This is a genomic window from Myxococcus sp. CA033 (genome assembly GCF_013336625.1).
Classification (GTDB): Bacteria; Myxococcota; Myxococcia; order Myxococcales; family Myxococcaceae; genus Myxococcus; species Myxococcus llanfairpwllgwyngyllgogerychwyrndrobwllllantysiliogogogochensis.
This window is the reverse complement of record NZ_JABUMU010000016.1, coordinates 114,109-133,610: the sequence shown is the minus strand read 5'-3', so window position 1 is coordinate 133,610 and position 19,502 is coordinate 114,109. Positions and strand designations below refer to the sequence as shown.

Sequence of the window (19,502 nt, the reverse complement as noted above, 5' to 3'; positions counted from 1 at the left end):
AGCTCACCCGCCACACCCCAGGCCGTGAGGCCCGGGACGCGGAGCGTGGCTCAGTACTCCATGTCGTCGCCGCCGTAGTCCGGCATGCCGCCGCCGCTACCACCGCCGCTGCCGCCCTTGGACTTGCCCTTCTGTCGCTCGGCGACCATGGCCTCGGTGGTCAGGAGCAGCGAAGCGACGGAAGCCGCGTTCTGCAGCGCGGTGCGCTCCACCTTGGTCGGGTCGATGACGCCGGCCTTCTCCAGGTCCTCGTAGGTGTCCGTGCGCGCGTTGTAGCCGAACGCGCCCTTGCCCTCGCGAACCTTGTTGATGACCACGGCGCCCTCGACGCCCGCGTTGCTGGCGATCTTCCGCAGCGGCTCCTGGAGCGCGCGACGGATGATATCCACGCCGAAGTTCTGCTCGCCGCCCGGCTTGAGCTGCTCAAGCGCCGGCAGCGTGCGCAGGTAGGCGACACCGCCGCCCGGGACGATGCCCTCCTCGACGGCCGCGCGAGTCGCGTGCAGCGCGTCCTCCACGCGGGCCTTCTTCTCCTTCATCTCCGTCTCGGTGGCCGCGCCGACGTTGATGACGGCCACGCCGCCCACCAGCTTCGCCAGACGCTCCTGGAGCTTCTCGCGATCGTAGTCGCTGGTGACGGTGTCGATCTGGCCGCGGATCAGCTTGATGCGGCCCTCGATCTCCTCCTTCTTGCCGTTGCCATCGACGATGGTGGTGTTGTCCTTGTCCACCGTGATGCGCTTGGCGCGGCCCAGGTCGTTCAGAGTCAGGTTCTCGTACTTGTGACCCAGCTCCTCGCTGACCACCATGCCGCCGGTCAGCGTGGCGATGTCCTTGAGCATCTCCTTGCGACGGTCGCCGAAGCCCGGCGCCTTCACCGCGGAGACGTTCAGCACGCCGCGAATCTTGTTCACCACGAGCGTGGCCAGCGCCTCGCCCTCGATGTCGTCGGCGATGAGCAGCAGGGGCTTACCGGAGCGCGCGACCTGCTCCAGGATGGGAACCATGTCCTGCATCGAGGAGATCTTCTTCTCGCTGATGAGGATGTACGGGTCCTCGGCGACGACCTCCATCCGGTCACGGTTCGTTACGAAGTACGGAGAGATGTAGCCGCGGTCGAACTGCATGCCCTCGACCACTTCGAGCGTCGTCTCCAGGCCCTTGGCCTCCTCGACGGTGATGACGCCCTCCTTGCCCACCTTCTCCATCGCGTCCGCGATGATGGTGCCGATGGTCTCATCCCCGTTCGCGGAGATGGTTCCAACCTGGGCAATCTCCTTCTTGTCGGAGGTCGGCTTGGAGAGCTTCTTCAGCTCCGCCACCACCACCTCCACCGCCTTGTCGATGCCGCGCTTGAGGTCCATCGGGCTGTGGCCCGCGGCCACCAGCTTCAGGCCCTCCTCGTAGATGGACCGGGCCAGCACCGTCGCCGTCGTGGTGCCGTCGCCCGCCTTGTCGGAGGTCTTGGACGCGACCTCCTTCACCATCTGCGCACCCATGTTCTCGAAGCGGTTCTCGAGATCGATCTCCTTGGCGACGGTGACGCCGTCCTTGGTGACCGTGGGCGAACCAAAGCTCTTCTCGATGACCACGTTGCGGCCCTTGGGACCCAACGTCACCGCGACCGCGTCCGACAACGTCCGGACGCCTCGCAGGATGGCCTCACGCGCGGACTGGTGGAAGAAAATCTCCTTCGCTGCCATCGCAACCTCCTGATGTTACTTGGAATTTTCGTGGATACTACGCAGGTCGTTAGCACTCGACCCTGGCGAGCGCCAACATAAGGGTCAGCCCAACGATGTCAACCAGGAAGGGCGGACGTGTGGGCGAGCGGACGGCCCGACGCGTGCCGGGGAGGCGCCTTTCGGAGGCTACTCAGCGAAGCGCATCAAGGTGAGCAGCTGGCCCATGTCCAGGGGCTTGTTCAGCGTGAGGGCCACGCCCTTGCGCAGGCCGCGCTCGGTGATGTTCCCGTCCGTGCTGGCCGTCATCAGGAGCACGGGGATGGCCTGGAAGCGCGGGTCGGCCTTCAGCTGCTCGGTGAAGGTGATGCCGTCCATGTGGGGCATGATGAAGTCGGTGATGACCATGCCCACCTGGTTGCGCTCGAGGATGTCGAGCGCCTGGAGCGCATCCGACGCCGAGTACACCGTGTACCCATGCATCTCCAGGAAGCGAGAGAGCAAGGTGCACAGCTCGAGATCATCGTCGACGACAAGGATGTTCACGGGACGGAACGCCGCACCAGCACGGGCGGCGGAACGTAACAGCCGCCCCCGTCGTTGACAACGCACAGCGGGGCTTCTTATGAGCCGGGCCATGGAGAAGCGGACCGGGAAGCGATCGGGGTCGGGGGACCCGACGGCGCGGCTGGAGGCGGTGTCGGACGCCTTCGAGTCGGGTGACATCGAGGCGGCGCTGGCACAGGTGGAAGGTCTGCTTTCGGACGCGCCGGAGCTGCCGGAGGCCCTGCACTACCGGGCCGCGGCGCTCGCGGAGCTGGGACGGCTGGAGGAGGCGGGCCGCGCCTATGGCCAGGCCCTCAAGGTCGCCCCCGAGGACCTGGAAATCCTCCTGGGAGCCGCGGACTGCCTGGTCTGCCGGGCCGGCGAGGACCGGGAAGCGGTGGAGGAAGGCCTGGGCCTGTGCGCGCGGGGCAAGCGCCTGGCCCAGCGCGAGGACGACGTGGAGATGCTCTACGAGTTCCTCCTCCTGGAGGGCATGGGGCTCAACCAGATGGGTGAGTCCGAGCAGGCCCTGTTGAGCCTGGACGCGGCGCTGGGGCACGTTCCGCGCTCGGTGGACGCGCGGCTGGAGCGGGGCATCGCCTTGTTCGAATTGTGCCGCTTCGACGACGCGCGCGCGGGCTTCGAGGCGGTGCTGAAGGACGCGTCCGACGAGGCGTGGGCGCACCACTACCTGGGGCTGATGGCGGAGCGGCGGGGGGACGAGAAAGAGGCCAGGAAGCGCTTCGCCAAGGCGCAGTCACTGGCGTCCGAGGAGTTCCCGCCCCCCGTGGAGCTGGCCGAGGCGGAGTTCGACCGCGCGGTGGAGGACGCGGTGAAGGCCCTGCCCCAGCACGCCAAGCAGTACCTGGACAACGTCACCATCGCGGTGGAGGACCTGCCGTCGGAGGAGGACCTCCTGGGGCAGTCCCCTCCCCTGTCTCCGAGCATCCTCGGCGTCTTCCGGGGAACGCCCGTGGGCGAGCGCAGCGTGACGAACGCGTATGACCACTTCCCGGCGTCCATCGTGCTGTACCAGAAGAACCTGGAGCGCTTCGCGAAGACGCGCGCGGAGCTCATCGAGCAGATTGGAATCACGGTGATGCACGAGGTCGGTCACCTCATGGGGTTGGACGAGGACGACCTGTGGCTGCGGGGGCTGGACTGACGGCGGCGGCCGCGCGCCGTTGCTTCAGGGCGGCGAGCGTCTGGCGGATGCCCTCGGCGTAGGGCGTCTTGGGCACGTCGCCGAGCAGGTGGTGCAGCTCCGAGTCGTCCATCAGCACGGGCTGGGTGTGCAGGTAGTGCATCTCCACCAGCTCGCGCATGAACGGGTCGAAGAGGCCGACGAGGCGAATCATCCCCTTCCCCATCGTCATGACCTTCGTGGGGCGGCCGACCTGTCGGTAGATTTCCTCGACGAGCTTGCGCTGACTCGTCACGCCCGCGCCGGCGAGGTTCCAGGAGCGGCCATACGCGCGAGGCTCGTCCATCAGCTTCGTCACCACGGGGCCCACGTCGGGCACGTAGATGAACTCGTGCGGCGAGTCGATGGGGCCGATGAGCTGCGCGCGCTTGCCGTCCACGGCGGCGACGAAGGCGCGGTACAGGAAGCTGAGCTCGACGCCGGGGCCGTAGAAGTCGGGGAGGCGAAGGATGGTGCCGCGAATCGTGCCGGCGGCGTGTTCGGCCAGGAGGAGGTCCTCCTGCTCCTTGCGCATGCGGCCCTTGAAGCTGTTGGGCTCGCGCGGGTGGTCGTCCTTGACGGGCGTCGTGCGCGGCAGGCCGTAGGGGTAGACGGTGCCGATGAGGACCACCTGCTGGACGCCCTCGGCGATTGCTCCGTCGAGCGTCTTGCGCATCAGCACCGGGTGCAGGTGGAACTGCCAGTAGTTGACGCCGACCATGTAGACGAGGGTGTCGACACCGTGGGCGGCCGCGCGGACCGACGCCGGGTCCTCGGGGTTCCACGTCACGATTTCCGCGAGCGGGTCTGAGCCGAACTCGGCCTGCAGGGAGGCCTTCGAGCGGCCCACCACCCGATAGGCCCTCCCCTGCGCCTTCAGCGCGTTGGCCACGCTCTGCCCGATGACTCCCGAGGCTCCGAACAACGCCACCTTGCCGTCCATGATGCGCTCCGCTTCGAACATCGAGATTTTTATGAACACCGTTCTGTGAACACCGTTCATCTACTGGTGGCCGTTCGAATCGTCAAGCCCTAGGGTTGAGGCATGGGGATTTCGGAGCGCAAGGAGCGGCAGCGGGCGGAGCTGCGGGAGCAGATCCTCCGGGTGGCTCGGGACATGGTGGTGAAGGAGGGGTTCAGCGCGCTGTCGATGCGCAAGCTGGCGGAGGCGGTGGAGTACGCGCCCGCGACGCTGTACCTGCACTTCGAGAACCGGGAGGCGATTGCCCGGGAGCTGTGCGTGCGGGGCTTCGGGGAGCTGCTGGGGGCGCTGGAGCCGGGCTCGGCGGTGGCGGAGCCACTGGAGCGGCTGTCGGTGATGGGCGCGGCCTATGTGCGGTTCGGGCTGGAGCACCCGGAAACGTACCGACTCATCTTCATGGAAGACCCCAGGCTGTCGACCGAGCTCTTCCAAGGCGACTCGGATGGTGCGGGGCCTCGCGCTTTCGGCCTGTTGGCCCGGGTGTTCGAGGACCTGAAGTCAGCGGGGAGACTGGCAACCGAGGCGGACCCGGGGCGACTGGCCGAGGCACTGTGGGCGGGGCTGCACGGCATCGTGAGCCTGAAGCTGACGTGCGCGGCGTTCCAGACGTCCGCGGAGGAGCTGCGAGAGACGCTGACGGAGACGCTGGTGCATGGGCTGCCGGGGTTGAAGCCAGCGGCACGGTGAGCGTTGACGGAGCTGGGAAGGCCCGGCACTAATCGGCCACGGTAGGGCCTCCGGACCTGGTGGCCGGCCTGGGCTTCAAACCCAGTGAGAGGCGTTGAGAGACGTCTCTGGCGAGTTCGATTCTCGTGCTCTACCGCCATGTATCCCTTGAGTTCTCTGGCGCAGCCTTGCCTGGACCATGGGACAATCCAAACAAAGCCTCTACACATGACACAAGCTTGGGCTTGCAGTTGCATCTCGCTTCATTGAAACCCTTGGAAGAGGCTGCGGACTTGTTATCTGCAAACCCTTCCCGCTTCAGTTCGACATCAACAGAAGGACCGACCCCTCGCTCTCCAGCTTTTCGAAGATCCAACAGCTTGCCGCGCGTAGAAAGCTTCAGCAGTATTGGGGGCGACTCGGATTTGAACCCATCAAAGGAACACCATACTTTGGGTTAAACCTGGATTATCGCCATCCAACCCGGCTGGACCTTGGATTGGAATAGTTCACAATAGATTCAACACTGCCAACAAAATGCACGCCCGTTGCCTCCTTGGGCTCCAGGCCTGCGCCTGAGTGCATCGCTGACGATCAAGATGGGCACATCCCTGTAGACCCTGACCGTCCGGCAAAGGCTCTCATCACTCTCAAGTCGTCTGTTCGCTTCGTGTTGAAAGCAGAGGCGACGCCGGTGATGCAACCCGAGGGACGTTCGCGCTCAGCAATGGGGACCGAGCAGACTGCGCACGATCTCGCGCCCGGGCGTGACGGTCCAGGAGGCACGCCGTCGGCCCCACCCGCTCCATCACAGGCAGTGTCAGCCCGGATCGCCTGTCAGCTCTATCTGGTATTACCCGACCCTGCGCTGCCGATGTGCTCCCGAGCGATGGGGGCCAGCGCCAGGGGGGCTCCACATGCTGCCACGATGGTCGATTCTCCTGCTGTTCGTGATGTTGGCCGGGTGCAGTAGCGCGACAAGATCGGTGCGTCTGGACACGGGTCCGGGCAAGCCCATCACCTTCACTCCACGCTCCGGTGACGCGGGACCGGTGGAACTGAACGAAGACGACTTCGAAGAGGCCGTGGCGAAGTTGGGCCGAGATGTGCCCGGGTCCACGCAGCCTCGATCGGACGCTCGGCGGCTGTTCTGGTTCCCTGCGAATGATGCGTACGCAGGCGCACGAGGGCGCATCGGTCTCGTGTCTGTTGGCTCGGAGCTGGACTCGTACAGCGACCACCTCCCACCGATTGGGGCATGGAGGCCGGAGGCGGATTCAGAACTCACGCGCGCCTACGGCCGCTGGTGCAATCGGACGCAGCGCACCCGAGATTGTCTGCATCTACTGGAAGACGGCCCCACTCTTGGCGAAGAAGGAAAGCGCACCCTGGCCCTCCAGTTCGCAATGGGCTCGGTCATGGACGAGACCCATGATGCGCTGGGAAAGATGGTGGATCCGGTCGCTGTGCGGAACACCATCATCACGGCCATGGCCGTGTACCTCGGCCTCTGGTTGCTGCCCGAACCGGTGAGTAAGGGCGTGGCCGCCACCCTGACGGTCTGCCTCATCGCCTACTTGGGGGTGGACACCGTTTGGAACCTGGTCGCGGGGTGGCGGCAGCTTGCCGAGGACGTAGCGGTCGCCACGACCTTCGACGAGGTACGCATGGCTGGCGAAAAGTACGGCATGGTCATGGGCGAGAACGCGGCGCGCATCTTCATCATGCTCGCGACCGCCGCCATTGGGAGCACCGCAGGGCTGGCGATCAAGGCACCGGCGCTTCCGGGCTCGGCACAGGCGGTGCGGCTGGCCGATCTCCAGGGAGGCTTCCGGTTCACGGCGATCGCGGAAGTGGGCTCGGTGGCTATTCCCACCGAGGGAGCCGTCACCATCGCGCTCGCTCCTGGTGCGCTGGCCATGGCGGCACGAGGGACGAGCGCCGCTAGCACGGCCCCAGTGGACGCGGAAGGCCCTTGGCACCACGTCGCCTCCGACAAGTTCAGCACCTCCACCAACAACGGGGGGCCCTGGACGCCAAGGTACCAGGAGATCTTCGACCGGGCAGGCATGTCGCTCGACGATGCGGCGAACCAGGTCCGCGTCCCGCGCCACAAGGGGCCGCACCCAAGGGAGTACCATGAGGAGGTCTACGAGCGGCTGGACGAAGCAACATCGAGTTGCAAGAGCATCGAGCGTTGCCGGGAGGCGCTGACGAAGATCCTCGGTGCGTTGGCACGTGAGATCTCGAAGCAGGGGACCAGGCTCAATCGGCTGGTGACGCGAACCGAATGACGGAAGAATGACCTCATGCCGAAGCGGTTCTTCAAGTTGACCGATGATGTGTACATCTCCGGCCGGTGGGAGCTGGGGCATCCTCTGGATCACGAGGGCCGGAAACTCGATGACCCGTGGCAGTTCAGGATCGGGCAACGGGCTCAGTCGGACGAGCGCATCAAGATCCCCATCAAGATCTCCGGCAAGCCGCTCGACTATTCCCACGCGGCCTTCAGCATCCCCGTCGTCCACGCCCGCGTGGCCTCCCTCTTCACAGAGGTGGCACCCGACGACGTGCAGCTCATCCCTGTGGAGATCGACTCCCAGTCGGCTCAGCACTTCATCCTCAACGCCACCCGATTGGTGAAGTGCATCGACGACGCTGCGTGCGAGGAGGTGCGTTACTGGACACTGGAGGACGGAATGCCCGAGAAGGTGGGGACGTACTCCTCGGTGTCCGGGATGCGCATCGACACGGCGAAGGCGGAAGGCGCAAAAGTGTTCCGCACCTGGGGCTGGACCGTGGCCTTGATCGTGTCCGAGGAGATCAAGGAGGCCCTGGAGCGCGCGGGCCTCACCGGCGCGAAGTTCACGGACGTAACCGGCCCCGGGCCAGCCAATGGCCCTTGACCCATGCCGTTCCCACCCTCGGGCCCAAGATGGTCGGACGCGGGTGGACCTCCATGGACGCTCCACGTGCCCCGATCCAGAGGGAAACCGGCCGACCCTCAATCCCTAAACGCTAACCATTGCGAGCAAGGGACTGGGCGCGGACCCTGCTCGCACTCCACGAAACAGCAATGAGATAGATGTCTGCGGTCAACCCAAGCACATCCAGTGCCCTGGTTGTGGGTCACCCGAACCACTGTCAGAGTCCGCGCGCATTGACGCGCGGTCAGCGCAACTCACCGCAGGCTCAATCCAAATTGAAGCGCCCACTCGACATGAACAATGCACTCGTGCATTTGAACTCAGGCGGCCGGCAGCCTCGACACGCACAGGGACATCATGAGTCATCCAGAACGTGACGATGAGAGAAGCACCGAAGCGCTCATCCAGGCATCACTCGAGGGTGAAGAGGATGACGAGCGTGCCTGGGCAGCCATCCGCGTGCTGCATTTTCGGGGAACGCGCGACGTGCTGGACGCCGCCCTGCGCCTTCTTGACGCTCCCTCCGCGAAGGCTCGGGGGCGCGGCGCGGATATCCTTGGCCAGCTTGGAGCGAGTAGCCCTGGATCTGTCCCCGTCTTCACGGAGGAGCGTGGCGAGGCGCTGTTGGGCCTGCTCCGGCGGGAGGAAGACCCGGCTGTCCTTCTGTCAGCAGGCGCTGCGCTGGGACACCTCAGGGAGCCTCGTGCCCTTTCCGAACTCATCCGACTGGCGAGTCACCCCACTTCCGAGGCTCGGTATGGCGCGGTGCACGGCCTGGCTGCCATGGATGCACCGGAAGCTGTCGAGGCGCTCATCAGGCTCTCGTCCGACGAGGACCGCGACGTACGGAACTGGGCAACCTTCGACCTGGGAACGCTGAGGGAGGACGTGGACACACCGCAACTGCGTGATGCGCTCGCAGCGCGCCTCGGTGAGGAGGACTCAGAAATTTTCGGAGAAGCCCTCGTAGGTCTCGCGGCTCGCAAGGACCCACGCGCTGTCGAGCCCGTACGCGCCGCGCTGTGTGGCAATCCGGTGACGGTGTACACGCTCGAGGCCGCTGCATCCCTTGGCGACCCGGAATTCTATCCGCTGCTCCTGGCCCTTCGCGATTCATCGGCCAAGGCGGATGGCTACTTCTTGAGCGTCCTCGATGACGTCATCTCCCAGTTCGAACAGGGAAAACAGCCATGAGACCGTGGTAGCTCTCTTCGGGATGCATTCTGGCAGCCATCCCCCCACCGGCATGTCAATGCATTGCGGCACGGAGCGCCATCGCTAGCCCGGCCGCACGCTCAAACCGGCGCGAGCCAAGCGTGGTGGGTCCTCGAACTCCAAGAACGACTGCCCCCCTGCCGCGCGCAGCATCTCCTCCACGGCAGTCCGGTTACAGCCTGTGAGCGACCTGAAATAGTCGCGTGCTCGCTGCAGCATCCAAAGACTGTACGGACTGACGATGCGCTTGCCCTCCTGTCCTTCCAGGACGAACGCGCCCATGCCAATGGCGCGCGGCAGGGTCTCGCCAGGATGCGCCCCCATCCACTCGCTCACACGCCGCGCGGTATCGGCGAGCACGGGCATCTGCTCGATGAACATCCGACGAAGAACCGCGAGCAGCGTCACCGGCACCTCATCGGCCGCCCGAAACTCACCCGACAACGGCATGGGGTGCAGCATCCGCTCGACCCATTGCGCGACTCGCGGCGCCACCCGGCGCAGGTGCTCACCACTCTTCGGATCCCGGTACTGGTGTGCATACAGGGGACCGAAGAGTCCAAAGTCACCCATCGACGGGCGGTCACCCAACAGGAAGTCATTGTGCTCGAAGTGCCTGGACAGCTCCGCGAGCAACCCTTCGTAGGACGCCTCGATGGCGGCATGCATGTGCGGCTCCGCCCCCAATCGCACGGCGGCCTTGGCAAAAGGCGCCGCGAGGAGGATGCCCGTTTCCAGTTGCTCCTCGGGTGTCGCGGCTGGAGCGCTCAGTGAGCCGAAGGCGCGTTGCGCCCACTCCCTGTTGTGATGCCAGCGATAATGCATGGCCGGTATCATCAGCCACTCGTCGCCGTAGGTCTCCAGCAGCAATGCGGCAAGCCGTTGGCGCGGAGTGCTCGGGTAGACCGAGGGTCCACCGTGACTCGTTTCGAGTGCGTCGATGATCTCCGTACTGTCCTGCAAACAGCGACCGTCGGGCGCAATCAGCACGGGGATGACGGAGAAACCCACCCTGGGGAGGATGACCTCCCTGAAGACCTCCGCACTCGACGCAATCTCGTCGAACGGGATGTTCTTCCAGCGCAGATACGCACGCACCTTCCCGGTGAAATAGCTGATCTCCGCGCCGTAGAGCCTGTAGGGCCTGCCCTCCATCTGACCTCCGGCTCGATGAGCACCCATCGCGGCGCAGGTCCGTCACCCGCGCCCTCTGAGTCCTATCAAGGGAACCCCCCATCTCCACACACGCTCAGAGGCCGGAGCCGGGGGCCTCAATCACAGGACCGGGCTCGCCCCATGGACGAACCTGACGACGCAGGAGCGCGCCGAAGACCAGGTACCAGACAGCGGCGAGCAACCCCAATCCGAGGCACCCCATCCACAGCGCGAACGCACCATGCCGGCCGAGCACCTGTCCCCCGAGGGCGGGAGCGACACACGTGGCGAGGCCCCACACCATGTGGAAGGCACCCTGGTAGCTGCCCCGCGCATCCACGGGCGACAGGTCCGCCACCACCGCGGGCGCCACGGGGGATTGAATCATCTCCCCCAGCGTCCAAACCCCCACGGCCACGGCGGCAAGACCCGCGGAAGCGGAGAGGGAATGCAGCCCGAAACCCGCCCCGGTGAAGACCGCGCCCCAGGCCAGCAGCGTCAGGCGACGAACCCGGACCGTCGCGCGCAGCAGCAACGGCTCTCCCACGGAGATGATCAACCCGTTGACCGCCATCACCGTGCCGAACATCGCCGGGTCCATGCCGCGCGACTCCAGGTCCACTGGAAGCGCGACGCCCCCCTGACAAAGGATGAACGTCGTCGCGAAGATGGGCACGACCAAGCCGACGAACCGGAGATTGCGGAACGGCGTCAGCATCGAGCCCACTTCAACGGGCGTCTGGCGCACGCCCTCCGTCGAGGGCCGCGTCTCCGGCACCAACGCCCAGATGACCATGCCGTAGATGAACGTCGTGCAGGCATCGAGGATGAAGAGGAGCTGGAAGCCCTGCCTCGACATGAACCCCGCCAGTGGCATCGACACGACGGTGGACACGTTGAGCACCCAGTACAACAGGCCATAGGCGCGCGGGCGATCCACCTCCTGCACCACGTCCGAGATGATGGCGAAGAAGGCGGGCCGGTACAGCTCTCCCACGACGCCCAGGAGGAAGGCGGCGCCAAAGATGTGCACGGGCTCCCGGCAGAAGCCGAGCAGCAACATCGCCCCCGCCCCCAGCCAGAGTCCCCCCGCCACGGTGAGCCTCCGGCCCACGCGGTCCGCCAGCATTCCACCGAGCGGCCCGGCCACCACCGCGCCCGCGCCATACAGCGACGCGACGAGCCCGGCCCGCTCCACGGTGAAGCCCCGCTCCCCCGTGAGGTAGAGGGCCAGGAACGGCAGGATGAACGTTCCCAGCCGGTTCACCAGCGTCCCCAACCACAGCACCCAGAAGGTCCGGGGCAGGCCACCCACCAGGGGGCGCAGGACCGCGGCGACGTGGGCCCTCAGCCTCCCCGGCGGCGCGCTCACTGGGGTGTCCCGGTGAGCACGATGGCCGAGGGACTCGACCCCGAGGGGAACGGTGAGCCGACGATGGGAGACAGCGCTCCCGACGCGGCGTCGAGCGTGTAGACCGAGACGTTGGGGCCTTCCGTCTCGATGTTCGTCAGGTACATGCGCCCGCCCACCAGGTCGAACGCGATGAAGCGAGGCCCCACCAACGCCGCGAAGGGCGAGCCAGGCACCGGGACCAGCGCGCCGGAGCCGGGAACGACGGAGAAGCCAGACACGGTGCCGTCCCCCCAATCCGCCACGTAGACGAAGCGGCCGGAGGGGTGAATCTTGATCTGCGCGGGGTTCGCGCCCGTCGGAAACGGAGAGCCCGCGACGGGAGTCAGCGCGCCAGTGATGGGATTCGCGGCGTAGCCCCAGACGTCGCTGGACAGTCCGTGCGCGACGTAGACCGCTCCCGTGAACGGATGGACGGCCACGGAGAAGGGCATCGTCCCCGCGCCGAAGGGCGACCCCGGCACGGGCGTCAGCGCCCCGGTAACCGGGTGGATGGCATACGCGGTGACGGTGTTCGAGACATCATTGACCGCGTACAGGAACCGCCCCAGGGGATTCATCCCGAGCGACAGCGGATGAGGCCCCGTCGCGAGGGGGGACCCCGCGAGCTGCGTCAGCGCCCCCGTCGTCGCATCCACCGAGTACGCCGTCAGCGTGTCATCCCCCCAGTTCGCCACATAGGCGAACCGGCCCTGCGGCGTGAACACCAGGTTGATGGGGCGCACTCCGGTGGAGAACGGCGAGCCGGGGATGGGCGACAGCGCTCCGGTCCTCGGGTCGATGGCGTAGACGGAGATGCTCGACGAGAAGTAGTTCAACGCGTACAGCAGCCGCCCGTTGGGGTGCAGCCGCATGAACGACGGGCGCTCGCCAGCCGCGAACGGGGCGAACGGCAGCGCGCCGAGCGCCCCCGTCCGCGGGTCGATGACATGCCCGGTGATGTCATGCGTATAGAAGTGACTCACATAGGCGAAGCGCCCGCCAGTCGCTCCACCTTCCGCGCTCGCGGGACTGGCGAGCGCGACCAGGCACATCAACGCTGACAGCAGGACGCACCGGCCCCAGGACTCGGGCCGCGACATGAGACGATCCACCAGGAGCACAGCGTCTTCTCTTTCTCGACACGGATGTGGCGTCAGGGGGCCCTGACAGCGGGGCCCGGGTGAAGTCTTCAGGCGCTGGCCACGGCGCGCGCGGGCACGGAGGCCTCGGTCGGTCCGCCGCACCACTTGTGGAGCACCGCCTCCAGGCCCGGTACGCCGGCGCGCGTCACGCCCCAGGCGACGATGCCATCGGGCCGGACGAGCAGCGCGGGGGGCAGGTCGATGCGGTCCCACGCGCCGCCGCGCGCCACGACCACCCGGTCCTCCCAGCCATGCCCCACGACGCTCGCGAAGCGCCCCTCGAGAGTCCTGTCCACGAGGACGAACCGCCGCTGGCGCAGCAACTCGTAGAGCCGGACCGGCCGCGCGTGAGGAAGATCCATCTGGATGTCTGGGACGCGGCGCCCGACGAGCGGGTGCGCGTCCGCGCCGCGCGGCGGAGGATAGCGCAGCGTCAGCCCCGCGAACTCCTTCACCACGGGCAGTTGGATCGCCTTCACCTTCAGCGACTGCATGATGAGCCAGCGCACCAGCCGCAACGGGGCGGCGCTGGAAATCTCATACTTGAACACGAGGTCCGTCTTGCGAAGGGTCGCCTTCGCGATGGGATGGCGCTCCTCCTGGTACGAGTCCAGCAACCCCTCCGGCGCCCAGCCTTGGAGCTCCGCGATCAGCTTCCACGCCAGGTTGATGGCGTCCTGCACGCCCACCTGGAGCCCCTGCCCTCCCGAGGGAATATGCGTATGGGCGGCGTCTCCCGCGAGCAGGACCCGGCCCGCGCGGTATCGGTCCGCCTGACGTTGGTCGCTGCGGAAGCGAGACATCCACAGCGGCTCGTGAATGCCCAGGTCGACGCCGAGGATGGCGCGCACGCTCTGCTCCACCTCCTCCAGCGTGACGGCCTGCTCCAGCGGGACCTGCATGCGCGCGCGGTCCAACACGATGAGCCGGAAGGTGCCATCCCCGTAGGGGAACACCGCCACGGTGCCTCGCGCGCCGGTGATGGCGTGCACGGGAGGATCCGGCGGGTGTTTCAGTCGCACGTCGGCCGTGACCAGCGAGCAGTCGTACGACATGCCCTCGAAGCCGATTCCCGACAGGGAGCGAACCGCGCTGCGCACGCCGTCACATCCGACCACATAGCTGGCGTGCTCCTTCCACGTCTTGCCGTCCGCGCCCTCAACGTCGAGCGTCACGCCCGAGTCCTCCTGCCGCAGCCCCACGACGCGGGCCTCGCGAACCAGCTCGGCCCCCGCGCGCAGCGCCCACGCCTCCAGCACCTCCTCGGTGCGGTTCTGAGGCATGATCAACATGAAGGGGAAGCGCGAATCGAGTCGCCCGAAGTCCAGGTAGCTCTTCCCATCCCCCAACGGGCCGTGCTTCCAAGGCAGGCCCTTCTCGATGGTGGCGTCGGCCTGACCGCGCATGTCGAGCAGCTCCATCGTGTACGGCGTCAGGCCGAACGCCCGGGACCACGAGGATCGCTGGGCGCGGCGCTCCAGGATGCGGCAGGGGATGCCCGCGCTGGCGAGCTCGGCGGCGAGCGTCAGACCGGTCGGTCCAGCACCGACAACGATGACCTTCGGGACGGGCGACACGGGGCTCCTGACGAGGACGGCGGTGATGTGGTGAAGGAATGGGGAGATGCGAGCCCCGGACTCAGACCAGCTCCACGGACGCGTGGATGTTTCCGCGCACGGGCGTGACCCGCGGCTGGTGGTCCGGCGCGAGGAGGACCATGGGCAGCCCCAGCTTGGGGACCAGCGAGATGCGCATCGCCCGGTCGACGCGCGCTCCCGGGACGAGCGTCGGCCGGAAGCGCTGCAGCAACATGGACAGGACGAGCTTCATCTCCAGTTGGGCCATGTGGCGCCCCAGGCAGTTGTGGGGACCGGCGCCGAAGGGGGTGTACTCGTGCACCGTGGGCGTGGCCGTCCTCCACCGCTCCGGCTCGAACCGCTGGGGGTTCGGGAAGAGCTCTGGCAGCCGGTGCGTCACGTAGGCGCTCGCGAACACCATGGTGCCCTCGGGCAGCTCGTAGGGGCCCAACTGGCACGCCTCGCTCGTGTAGCGCATCAGGAACGAGGCGGGAGGGAACAGCCGCAAGCTCTCCTTCACCACCAGGTCCAGGTACTCCAGCTTCTTGAGCTGCTCCACTGTCGGCGGCGCGCCGCCCAGGGTCGTGCGCAGCTCCTCCTGGAGCGTGGCCAGCACCTGGGGATGTCGGTCCAGGAGGAAGAGCGTCCACGTCATGGACGCCGCGCTCGTGGAGTGGCACAGGACGTTGTAGGCCTCGCCCACGAGCTCGTCGTCCGTGAGGCCCTGCCCATGCTCGTCCCGCGCCGTGATGAGCGCGGAGAGCACGTCCAACTGTCCGGCCTCCGCCTCCCGCTTGCGCCGGATGAGCACCCCGAGGATGTCCTCGATCTCCCGCGCGACCGCCAGCATCTCCCGGTAGGGCGCGCCAGGCAGGTCCACCCGCAGGAGCAGCGTGGTGGGAGCGGAGGCGAGCTCCAGCAACCGGGCGATGAGGTACTGGAGCCGCACACCGTCACCGGCGGGGTCCAGTCCGAACATCGTCTGCATTGCGATGCGCATGATGAGCCGCAGCAGATCCTGGTCGAGCCGTGGCCGCGTCTCCCCCACCGTCCACCGATCCAACTCCGCCTGGGTGAAGCCGACGATGGTGTCCCGGCAGGCGTCGATGCGCTGGGGACGAAAGGCGGGCTGCATCAACGTCCGGTGCTTGCGGTGGGCCGCGCCGTTCAGCCGGAGCAACCCGAACGTCAGCCGCTCCATCGCCGAATCGCGAGGCAGGTTGCTCTCACGGAAGGCATCCGAGATGAAGCGCTCCGGCTGGGTGAAGAGGAGCTGGTTGTACTCGGGGCCCAGCGCGTACACGTGCCTGGGCTTACGCGGGTCCCACGCGCTGACGGGGCCGTAGCGCTCAAACGCTCGCATGAAGTGCGCGGGAGGGTCGCCCAGCATCCGCAGGCCCTCCAACTGCCAGCCAATCAATGGCAGCGAGCGCGGCCCCGGCAGGCGAGGGGCGCGCGCCGCCACGGCCCCAGTCGTCATGACGCGCTCCGCGCGGCGGCGTGGGCTGGACGCTCCGCGGAGGCGATGACGAAGTCCAGGTTCTCGAAGGTGCCGAACCGCTTCAGGTAGGCGCGGGCCGCCCAACGCACCACCGGGTTCATCCGCTCGGCCATGGCCCCCTCCCCCACCCGACGCAACAGGAAGGAGGAATAGGGCGGGCAGACGTGCTCGCGGATGGACTGGACCTCCACCGCGCCGAAGCCCTCGGCGGCGAGCTTCCGTGCGTAGACATCGCGGGTGTACATGTTCTCGCCCTTGATGTGCATGTTCTGCCGCTCGAAGGCGCCCACCTTCTGCCCGGCCATCGGCAGGATGTCCGCCAGCACGACGCGCCCCCCGGGCTTGAGGACCCGGAAGGCCTGGCGGAAGAACGCCTCACGCGTGTTGAAGTGGTGGGCGGCCTCCACGCACACCACCTTGTCGAACGTGCCGTCCTCGAAAGGCAGCTCCGTGGCGGACGCGGCCCACAGGTTGATGCGCTCGCCCAGGCCGCGCTCGAGGACGCGCCCCTGCACCACCTTGAGCTGCGATTCGCTGATGTTGACCGCGTCGATGCGCGCCGGTCCGAACTCCTCCATCCACAGGAGGTCCTGGTCCCCGAAGCCGCACCCCACGTCGAGGAGCCGGTCCCCGGGACCGAGCCTGGCCGTCTGTGCGACGAGCCGCACCAGCGCGCGGGCCGCCTCGTCCAACGTGGCCGGGGCGTCCTTCCAGAAGCCCATGTTCATGAACATGCTCTCCTCGGAGAGGGAGCCGCCCTGGGCCAGGAAGCCATAGTGCGCGCGGACGCGATAGTCGTGCAGGCTCAGCTTGCGGTATGCGTGTTGAAGGATGTTCATGGACCCACCTGTCTGGGGTTTCGTTCCACGGCCTCGAGCGCGCATCGCTCCGGCGACACCGGAGCGCGGCGGTGCTCGAGGCACATGGGGCGGAGAGTTCGCTACTTCGTGGCCTGGAGGACGCCGTGGGGCGTCCAGGCACCGCAGGGGATGCGGTCGGCGCGCTTGAAGCCCGCCGCCTTGACCCACGATTCGTACTGCTCCCACGCGTAGATCATCCCGCCCTCCGCGGGGATGGCCGCGAAGTACACGCTGTCCAGCGCCGCCATCAACGGACCGTCACCCGCGTCGTTGGAGATGGAGCTGAAGATGACGACCCGGCCACCGGGCGGCAGCGCCTCGTAGGCCCGGCGCAGCAAGGAGGTGTTCTCCTCCGGCGTCCAGATGACGAGCTGATGGGAGAACAGGACGCAGTCATGTCCCGGGGGGAACGGCTCCGCGAACATGTCGCCCGCGTGGACCTTGATGCGCTCCGACAACCCGGCCTCCGCGATGCGCCGACGCGTCAGGGGCGCCGTCCCCGGAATCTCCAGGACCGTCACCTCCACGTTCGGGTACGCCTGGGCCAGCGCGATGGCGTTCACCCCATCACCGCCGCCCACGTCCAGCACCTTGCGCACGCCCGAGAAATCCACGTGCTTGAACAGGAGCGGGTTGGACAGCTCAGACCACGAGCGCATGTACTCGTAGAAGACCTGCTCCATGTGGGGGTTCTCGGACAGGCGGTGGTAGAGGTCCCGTCCCGCCCCGCGCACCCGGCGAAGCCCCACGTTGCGGTTGGCCTTCAGCGACTCCGTGAAGTCGACCTGGCCCTCGTAGCAGATGTACTGCTCGAAGCCGACGACCGACTTGAAGATGGCCCAGGTCTCCTCCTTGAACATCCGGCTGATGACCTCGGCGTTGCGGTACGCCCCGTCCACCCGCTCCGTCAGCCGCAGGGACGTGGTGCCCAGAAGCAGGATATCGATGGCCCGGGGCTGCAACTCCAGCCGCAGGGCAATCTCCTCCTTCGCGAGGCCCGGCTTGTGCTCGAGCAGTTCGAACAGGTTGAGTTCGCAGGCCGCGTTCAGATATTGGGCCGCCGAGGCGCCGAACAGGATGAACGTCAGATCATCGTGCGTCAGCGGACCCGTGGCGGGCCGAGCCGCCACCTTCAAAAGCGCGTTGTCGGTCTTCATCTGGGTGTTCCTCCACATCAAGAGACTGCAGTCGTTCGACCGGCCACATCACGAGGGCAAGGCTCCGCCAGGACCCCACGGGGCCTCTTCCTCGACTGACTTCTGGGAGACGGCAAAAACCCTACGACGTCTGCTCACTCCGGGTAGACAGGGGACGCATGTCTGTCCATGCATTGTCGATGTGGGCCACACAGTCCGAACGGGCTCCGTGGAATCCCTCATCTCGCCAGCCGGGAGGATTGGGGCGCTCCACGGGCCAGATGGAGTACTGCCCTTCGTGGTTCACGACGACCTTGCATGACACGGATTCGTCACTGCCCAGGAATGCAGCCATTGTCTTGTTCCTCCCCCCCAACTCCAGGGAACCAGCATCCAACGGGTCGATACGGCGCTCACTCCTTGATGAGGTGGAGGCGCACGCGCTTGAAGTGTTCCAGGAGCTCCACGGCGGACTTTTCCGTCCGCTCGGCCATCAACAGACTGGTGCGCTCGGTCCCCACGAAGCTGGCACACACCGTTTTGTGTGCGTCATAGGCCCGCGCGACGGATTGGTAGAAGGCCTCACGCGCCTCTTCCAGCTCCACCGGGAGCCCCGCGAAGATGGGACGCAACCCGGCGAGCACCTTCACCATGTATTCGTGGTCGCGCCACCGCAGCCCTGTCATGCCCGGAGGCGCCACGGGCGGCATCAAGGTGGGACGGACCGACTTCTCGTAGGCCGTATAGGAATAGTCGCCCGTGAAGCGCAGCGCCACCTCGGCGCCATTCATCAGGGCGGTGACGCGCTCCAGGTCGGCGCGCGCGGCCTCCAGGTTCCCCGCCTCCACGTCCTCACGCAGGACGTGAAGGACAACCACCATCCCCTGCACGAGTGACATGAAGACGTAGTGCCCGCGCGTCCACCGACGCAGCGCGTCCCGCTCGCCAGACGCCGTCGAGCGCGGGGGCGGGAGCGCCGCGGCGCCCTCCCGGTCCACCGGACGGTCCAGGAGCATGTCGAAGAGCACGCTGTAGGCATGCCGCAATCGCCCCCACGCCTCGGGCTCCAGGTCCGTGCCGCTCGTGAGGGCCTCATCCAACAACGTCACGAATCCGTGGAGCGTGCTGTGGACGAGCAGCGGCACCACCCGTCCCTCGACCCGGACAATGGCAAATGCCTGATCATTATCCTTGTTGCCCTGCGAGGCCTCCGGGTCGTCCACCACCGGGGTGAAGTCCCCATCTCCCAACCCCAGTCTTGACAGGGAATCCCGCGCCGCGAAGATCGCCTGATCCTCGGCCGACCTCCGGTGCAGCGCGGCAAGGGGCTCCAGCACCGCTACCTGAGCAGCCTCCCTTTGGAGTTCCCCACGCAGGCGTGGCAGTCGCTCGGGTCGCAAAAGATAGATGCCTGGCGCCGTCACGTGCCTTCTCCTTGCCAATCACTGGCATCCCCACCAAACACCAGTACATTGACACGACTTTCCTGGCTTTACAACTTTAATTGACATTCCGGAATTAAGTCCTTACGGTCCAG

The 19,502-nt window shown here is 66.8% G+C and carries 17 protein-coding genes and 1 tRNA gene; 6 read left to right on the top strand and 12 right to left on the bottom strand.

Features of this window, described 5'->3' with window-relative positions:
* Positions 1–50 precede the first annotated feature (50 nt).
* Both groL and HUA78_RS30110 read right to left on the bottom strand, forming a co-directional pair.
* Positions 51–1,703, bottom strand: a complete 1,653-nt coding sequence (gene groL, locus HUA78_RS30115) for a chaperonin GroEL (protein WP_141645753.1) — start codon at positions 1,701–1,703, stop codon at positions 51–53.
* 168 nt (positions 1,704–1,871) lie between these two features.
* Positions 1,872–2,228, bottom strand: a complete 357-nt coding sequence (locus tag HUA78_RS30110) for a response regulator (protein WP_174455618.1) — start codon at positions 2,226–2,228, stop codon at positions 1,872–1,874.
* A gap of 91 nt (positions 2,229–2,319) precedes the next feature.
* Between HUA78_RS30110 and HUA78_RS30105 the strand changes: the two genes are divergently transcribed.
* Positions 2,320–3,393 carry a metallopeptidase family protein gene (locus tag HUA78_RS30105; protein WP_141645752.1) on the top strand — a complete coding sequence of 358 codons (1,074 nt, stop codon included), beginning with the start codon at positions 2,320–2,322 and terminating at the stop codon, positions 3,391–3,393.
* Here the strand turns inward: HUA78_RS30105 and HUA78_RS30100 are convergent.
* Entirely contained in the window at positions 3,347–4,375 is a 1,029-nt protein-coding gene (locus tag HUA78_RS30100; RefSeq protein ID WP_254623963.1) for an NAD-dependent epimerase/dehydratase family protein, read from the bottom strand. The genes HUA78_RS30105 and HUA78_RS30100 overlap by 47 nt on opposite strands.
* 81 nt (positions 4,376–4,456) lie before the next feature.
* On the opposite strand from HUA78_RS30100, the gene HUA78_RS30095 reads away from it, so the two are divergent.
* From HUA78_RS30095 to HUA78_RS30075, 5 genes are all read left to right on the top strand, one after another.
* A complete protein-coding gene (locus tag HUA78_RS30095; protein WP_174455620.1) occupies positions 4,457–5,080 on the top strand; it encodes a TetR/AcrR family transcriptional regulator in 624 nt (207 codons plus the stop codon).
* A gap of 40 nt (positions 5,081–5,120) precedes the next feature.
* A tRNA-Sec gene (locus HUA78_RS30090) sits at positions 5,121–5,219 on the top strand.
* Between the two features lie 1,258 nt (positions 5,220–6,477).
* Positions 6,478–7,353, top strand: a complete 876-nt coding sequence (locus HUA78_RS47775; protein WP_371745693.1) for an AHH domain-containing protein — start codon at positions 6,478–6,480, stop codon at positions 7,351–7,353.
* 15 nt (positions 7,354–7,368) lie between these two features.
* Positions 7,369–7,965 (top strand): imm11 family protein, encoded by a 597-nt coding sequence (locus tag HUA78_RS30080; RefSeq protein ID WP_174477714.1) that lies wholly within the window; start codon positions 7,369–7,371, stop codon positions 7,963–7,965.
* A gap of 507 nt (positions 7,966–8,472) precedes the next feature.
* Positions 8,473–9,180, top strand: a complete 708-nt coding sequence (locus HUA78_RS30075) for a HEAT repeat domain-containing protein (protein ID WP_371745692.1) — start codon at positions 8,473–8,475, stop codon at positions 9,178–9,180.
* Positions 9,181–9,264: 84 nt separating this feature from the next.
* On the opposite strand, the gene HUA78_RS30070 is transcribed toward HUA78_RS30075, so the two are convergent.
* The 9 genes from HUA78_RS30070 to HUA78_RS30030 all read right to left on the bottom strand — a co-directional run bounded on the left by HUA78_RS30070 (position 9,265) and on the right by HUA78_RS30030 (position 19,302).
* Entirely contained in the window at positions 9,265–10,356 is a 1,092-nt protein-coding gene (locus HUA78_RS30070) for a glutathione S-transferase family protein (RefSeq protein WP_174477712.1), read from the bottom strand.
* A gap of 94 nt (positions 10,357–10,450) precedes the next feature.
* A complete protein-coding gene (locus HUA78_RS30065) occupies positions 10,451–11,728 on the bottom strand; it encodes an MDR family MFS transporter (protein ID WP_371745691.1) in 1,278 nt (425 codons plus the stop codon).
* A complete protein-coding gene (locus HUA78_RS30060) occupies positions 11,725–12,849 on the bottom strand; it encodes a beta-propeller fold lactonase family protein (protein ID WP_174477711.1) in 1,125 nt (374 codons plus the stop codon). Before HUA78_RS30060 ends, HUA78_RS30065 begins: the two co-directional genes overlap by 4 nt.
* A gap of 89 nt (positions 12,850–12,938) precedes the next feature.
* Complete coding sequence (locus HUA78_RS30055; protein ID WP_174477710.1) at positions 12,939–14,468, bottom strand: FAD-dependent monooxygenase; 1,530 nt, start codon at positions 14,466–14,468, stop codon at positions 12,939–12,941.
* A 61-nt stretch (positions 14,469–14,529) separates the two neighbouring features.
* Positions 14,530–15,948, bottom strand: coding sequence for a cytochrome P450 (locus tag HUA78_RS30050; RefSeq protein ID WP_174463621.1), 1,419 nt, complete (start codon positions 15,946–15,948; stop codon positions 14,530–14,532).
* Entirely contained in the window at positions 15,945–16,808 is an 864-nt protein-coding gene (locus tag HUA78_RS30045; protein ID WP_174455625.1) for a cyclopropane-fatty-acyl-phospholipid synthase family protein, read from the bottom strand. The genes HUA78_RS30050 and HUA78_RS30045 overlap by 4 nt, the downstream gene beginning before the upstream one ends.
* A 101-nt stretch (positions 16,809–16,909) precedes the next feature.
* Complete coding sequence (locus HUA78_RS30040; protein WP_141645733.1) at positions 16,910–17,986, bottom strand: methyltransferase; 1,077 nt, start codon at positions 17,984–17,986, stop codon at positions 16,910–16,912.
* Positions 17,987–18,107: 121 nt separating this feature from the next.
* A complete protein-coding gene (locus HUA78_RS30035; protein ID WP_141645734.1) occupies positions 18,108–18,320 on the bottom strand; it encodes an MbtH family protein in 213 nt (70 codons plus the stop codon).
* Between the two features lie 58 nt (positions 18,321–18,378).
* On the bottom strand, positions 18,379–19,302 hold the full coding sequence (locus HUA78_RS30030; RefSeq protein ID WP_174455626.1) for a hypothetical protein: 924 nt from the start codon (positions 19,300–19,302) through the stop codon (positions 18,379–18,381).
* Positions 19,303–19,502 lie beyond the last annotated feature (200 nt).

Excerpts from the sequence above, each read along its gene's own strand:
- groL (WP_141645753.1), bottom strand. The coding sequence starts at position 1,703 with ATGGCAGCGAAGGAGATTTTCTTCCACCAGTCCGCGCGTGAGGCCATC.
- HUA78_RS30060 (WP_174477711.1), bottom strand. The coding sequence starts at position 12,849 with ATGTCGCGGCCCGAGTCCTGGGGCCGGTGCGTCCTGCTGTCAGCGTTG.
- HUA78_RS30100 (WP_254623963.1), bottom strand. The coding sequence starts at position 4,375 with ATGTTCGAAGCGGAGCGCATCATGGACGGCAAGGTGGCGTTGTTCGGA.
- HUA78_RS47775 (WP_371745693.1), top strand. The coding sequence starts at position 6,478 with ATGGACGAGACCCATGATGCGCTGGGAAAGATGGTGGATCCGGTCGCT.
- HUA78_RS30050 (WP_174463621.1), bottom strand. The coding sequence starts at position 15,948 with ATGACGACTGGGGCCGTGGCGGCGCGCGCCCCTCGCCTGCCGGGGCCG.
- HUA78_RS30045 (WP_174455625.1), bottom strand. The coding sequence starts at position 16,808 with ATGAACATCCTTCAACACGCATACCGCAAGCTGAGCCTGCACGACTAT.
- HUA78_RS30035 (WP_141645734.1), bottom strand. The coding sequence starts at position 18,320 with ATGGCTGCATTCCTGGGCAGTGACGAATCCGTGTCATGCAAGGTCGTC.
- HUA78_RS30040 (WP_141645733.1), bottom strand. The coding sequence starts at position 17,986 with ATGAAGACCGACAACGCGCTTTTGAAGGTGGCGGCTCGGCCCGCCACG.
- HUA78_RS30070 (WP_174477712.1), bottom strand. The coding sequence starts at position 10,356 with ATGGAGGGCAGGCCCTACAGGCTCTACGGCGCGGAGATCAGCTATTTC.
- HUA78_RS30105 (WP_141645752.1), top strand. The coding sequence starts at position 2,320 with ATGGAGAAGCGGACCGGGAAGCGATCGGGGTCGGGGGACCCGACGGCG.
- HUA78_RS30095 (WP_174455620.1), top strand. The coding sequence starts at position 4,457 with ATGGGGATTTCGGAGCGCAAGGAGCGGCAGCGGGCGGAGCTGCGGGAG.
- HUA78_RS30080 (WP_174477714.1), top strand. The coding sequence starts at position 7,369 with ATGCCGAAGCGGTTCTTCAAGTTGACCGATGATGTGTACATCTCCGGC.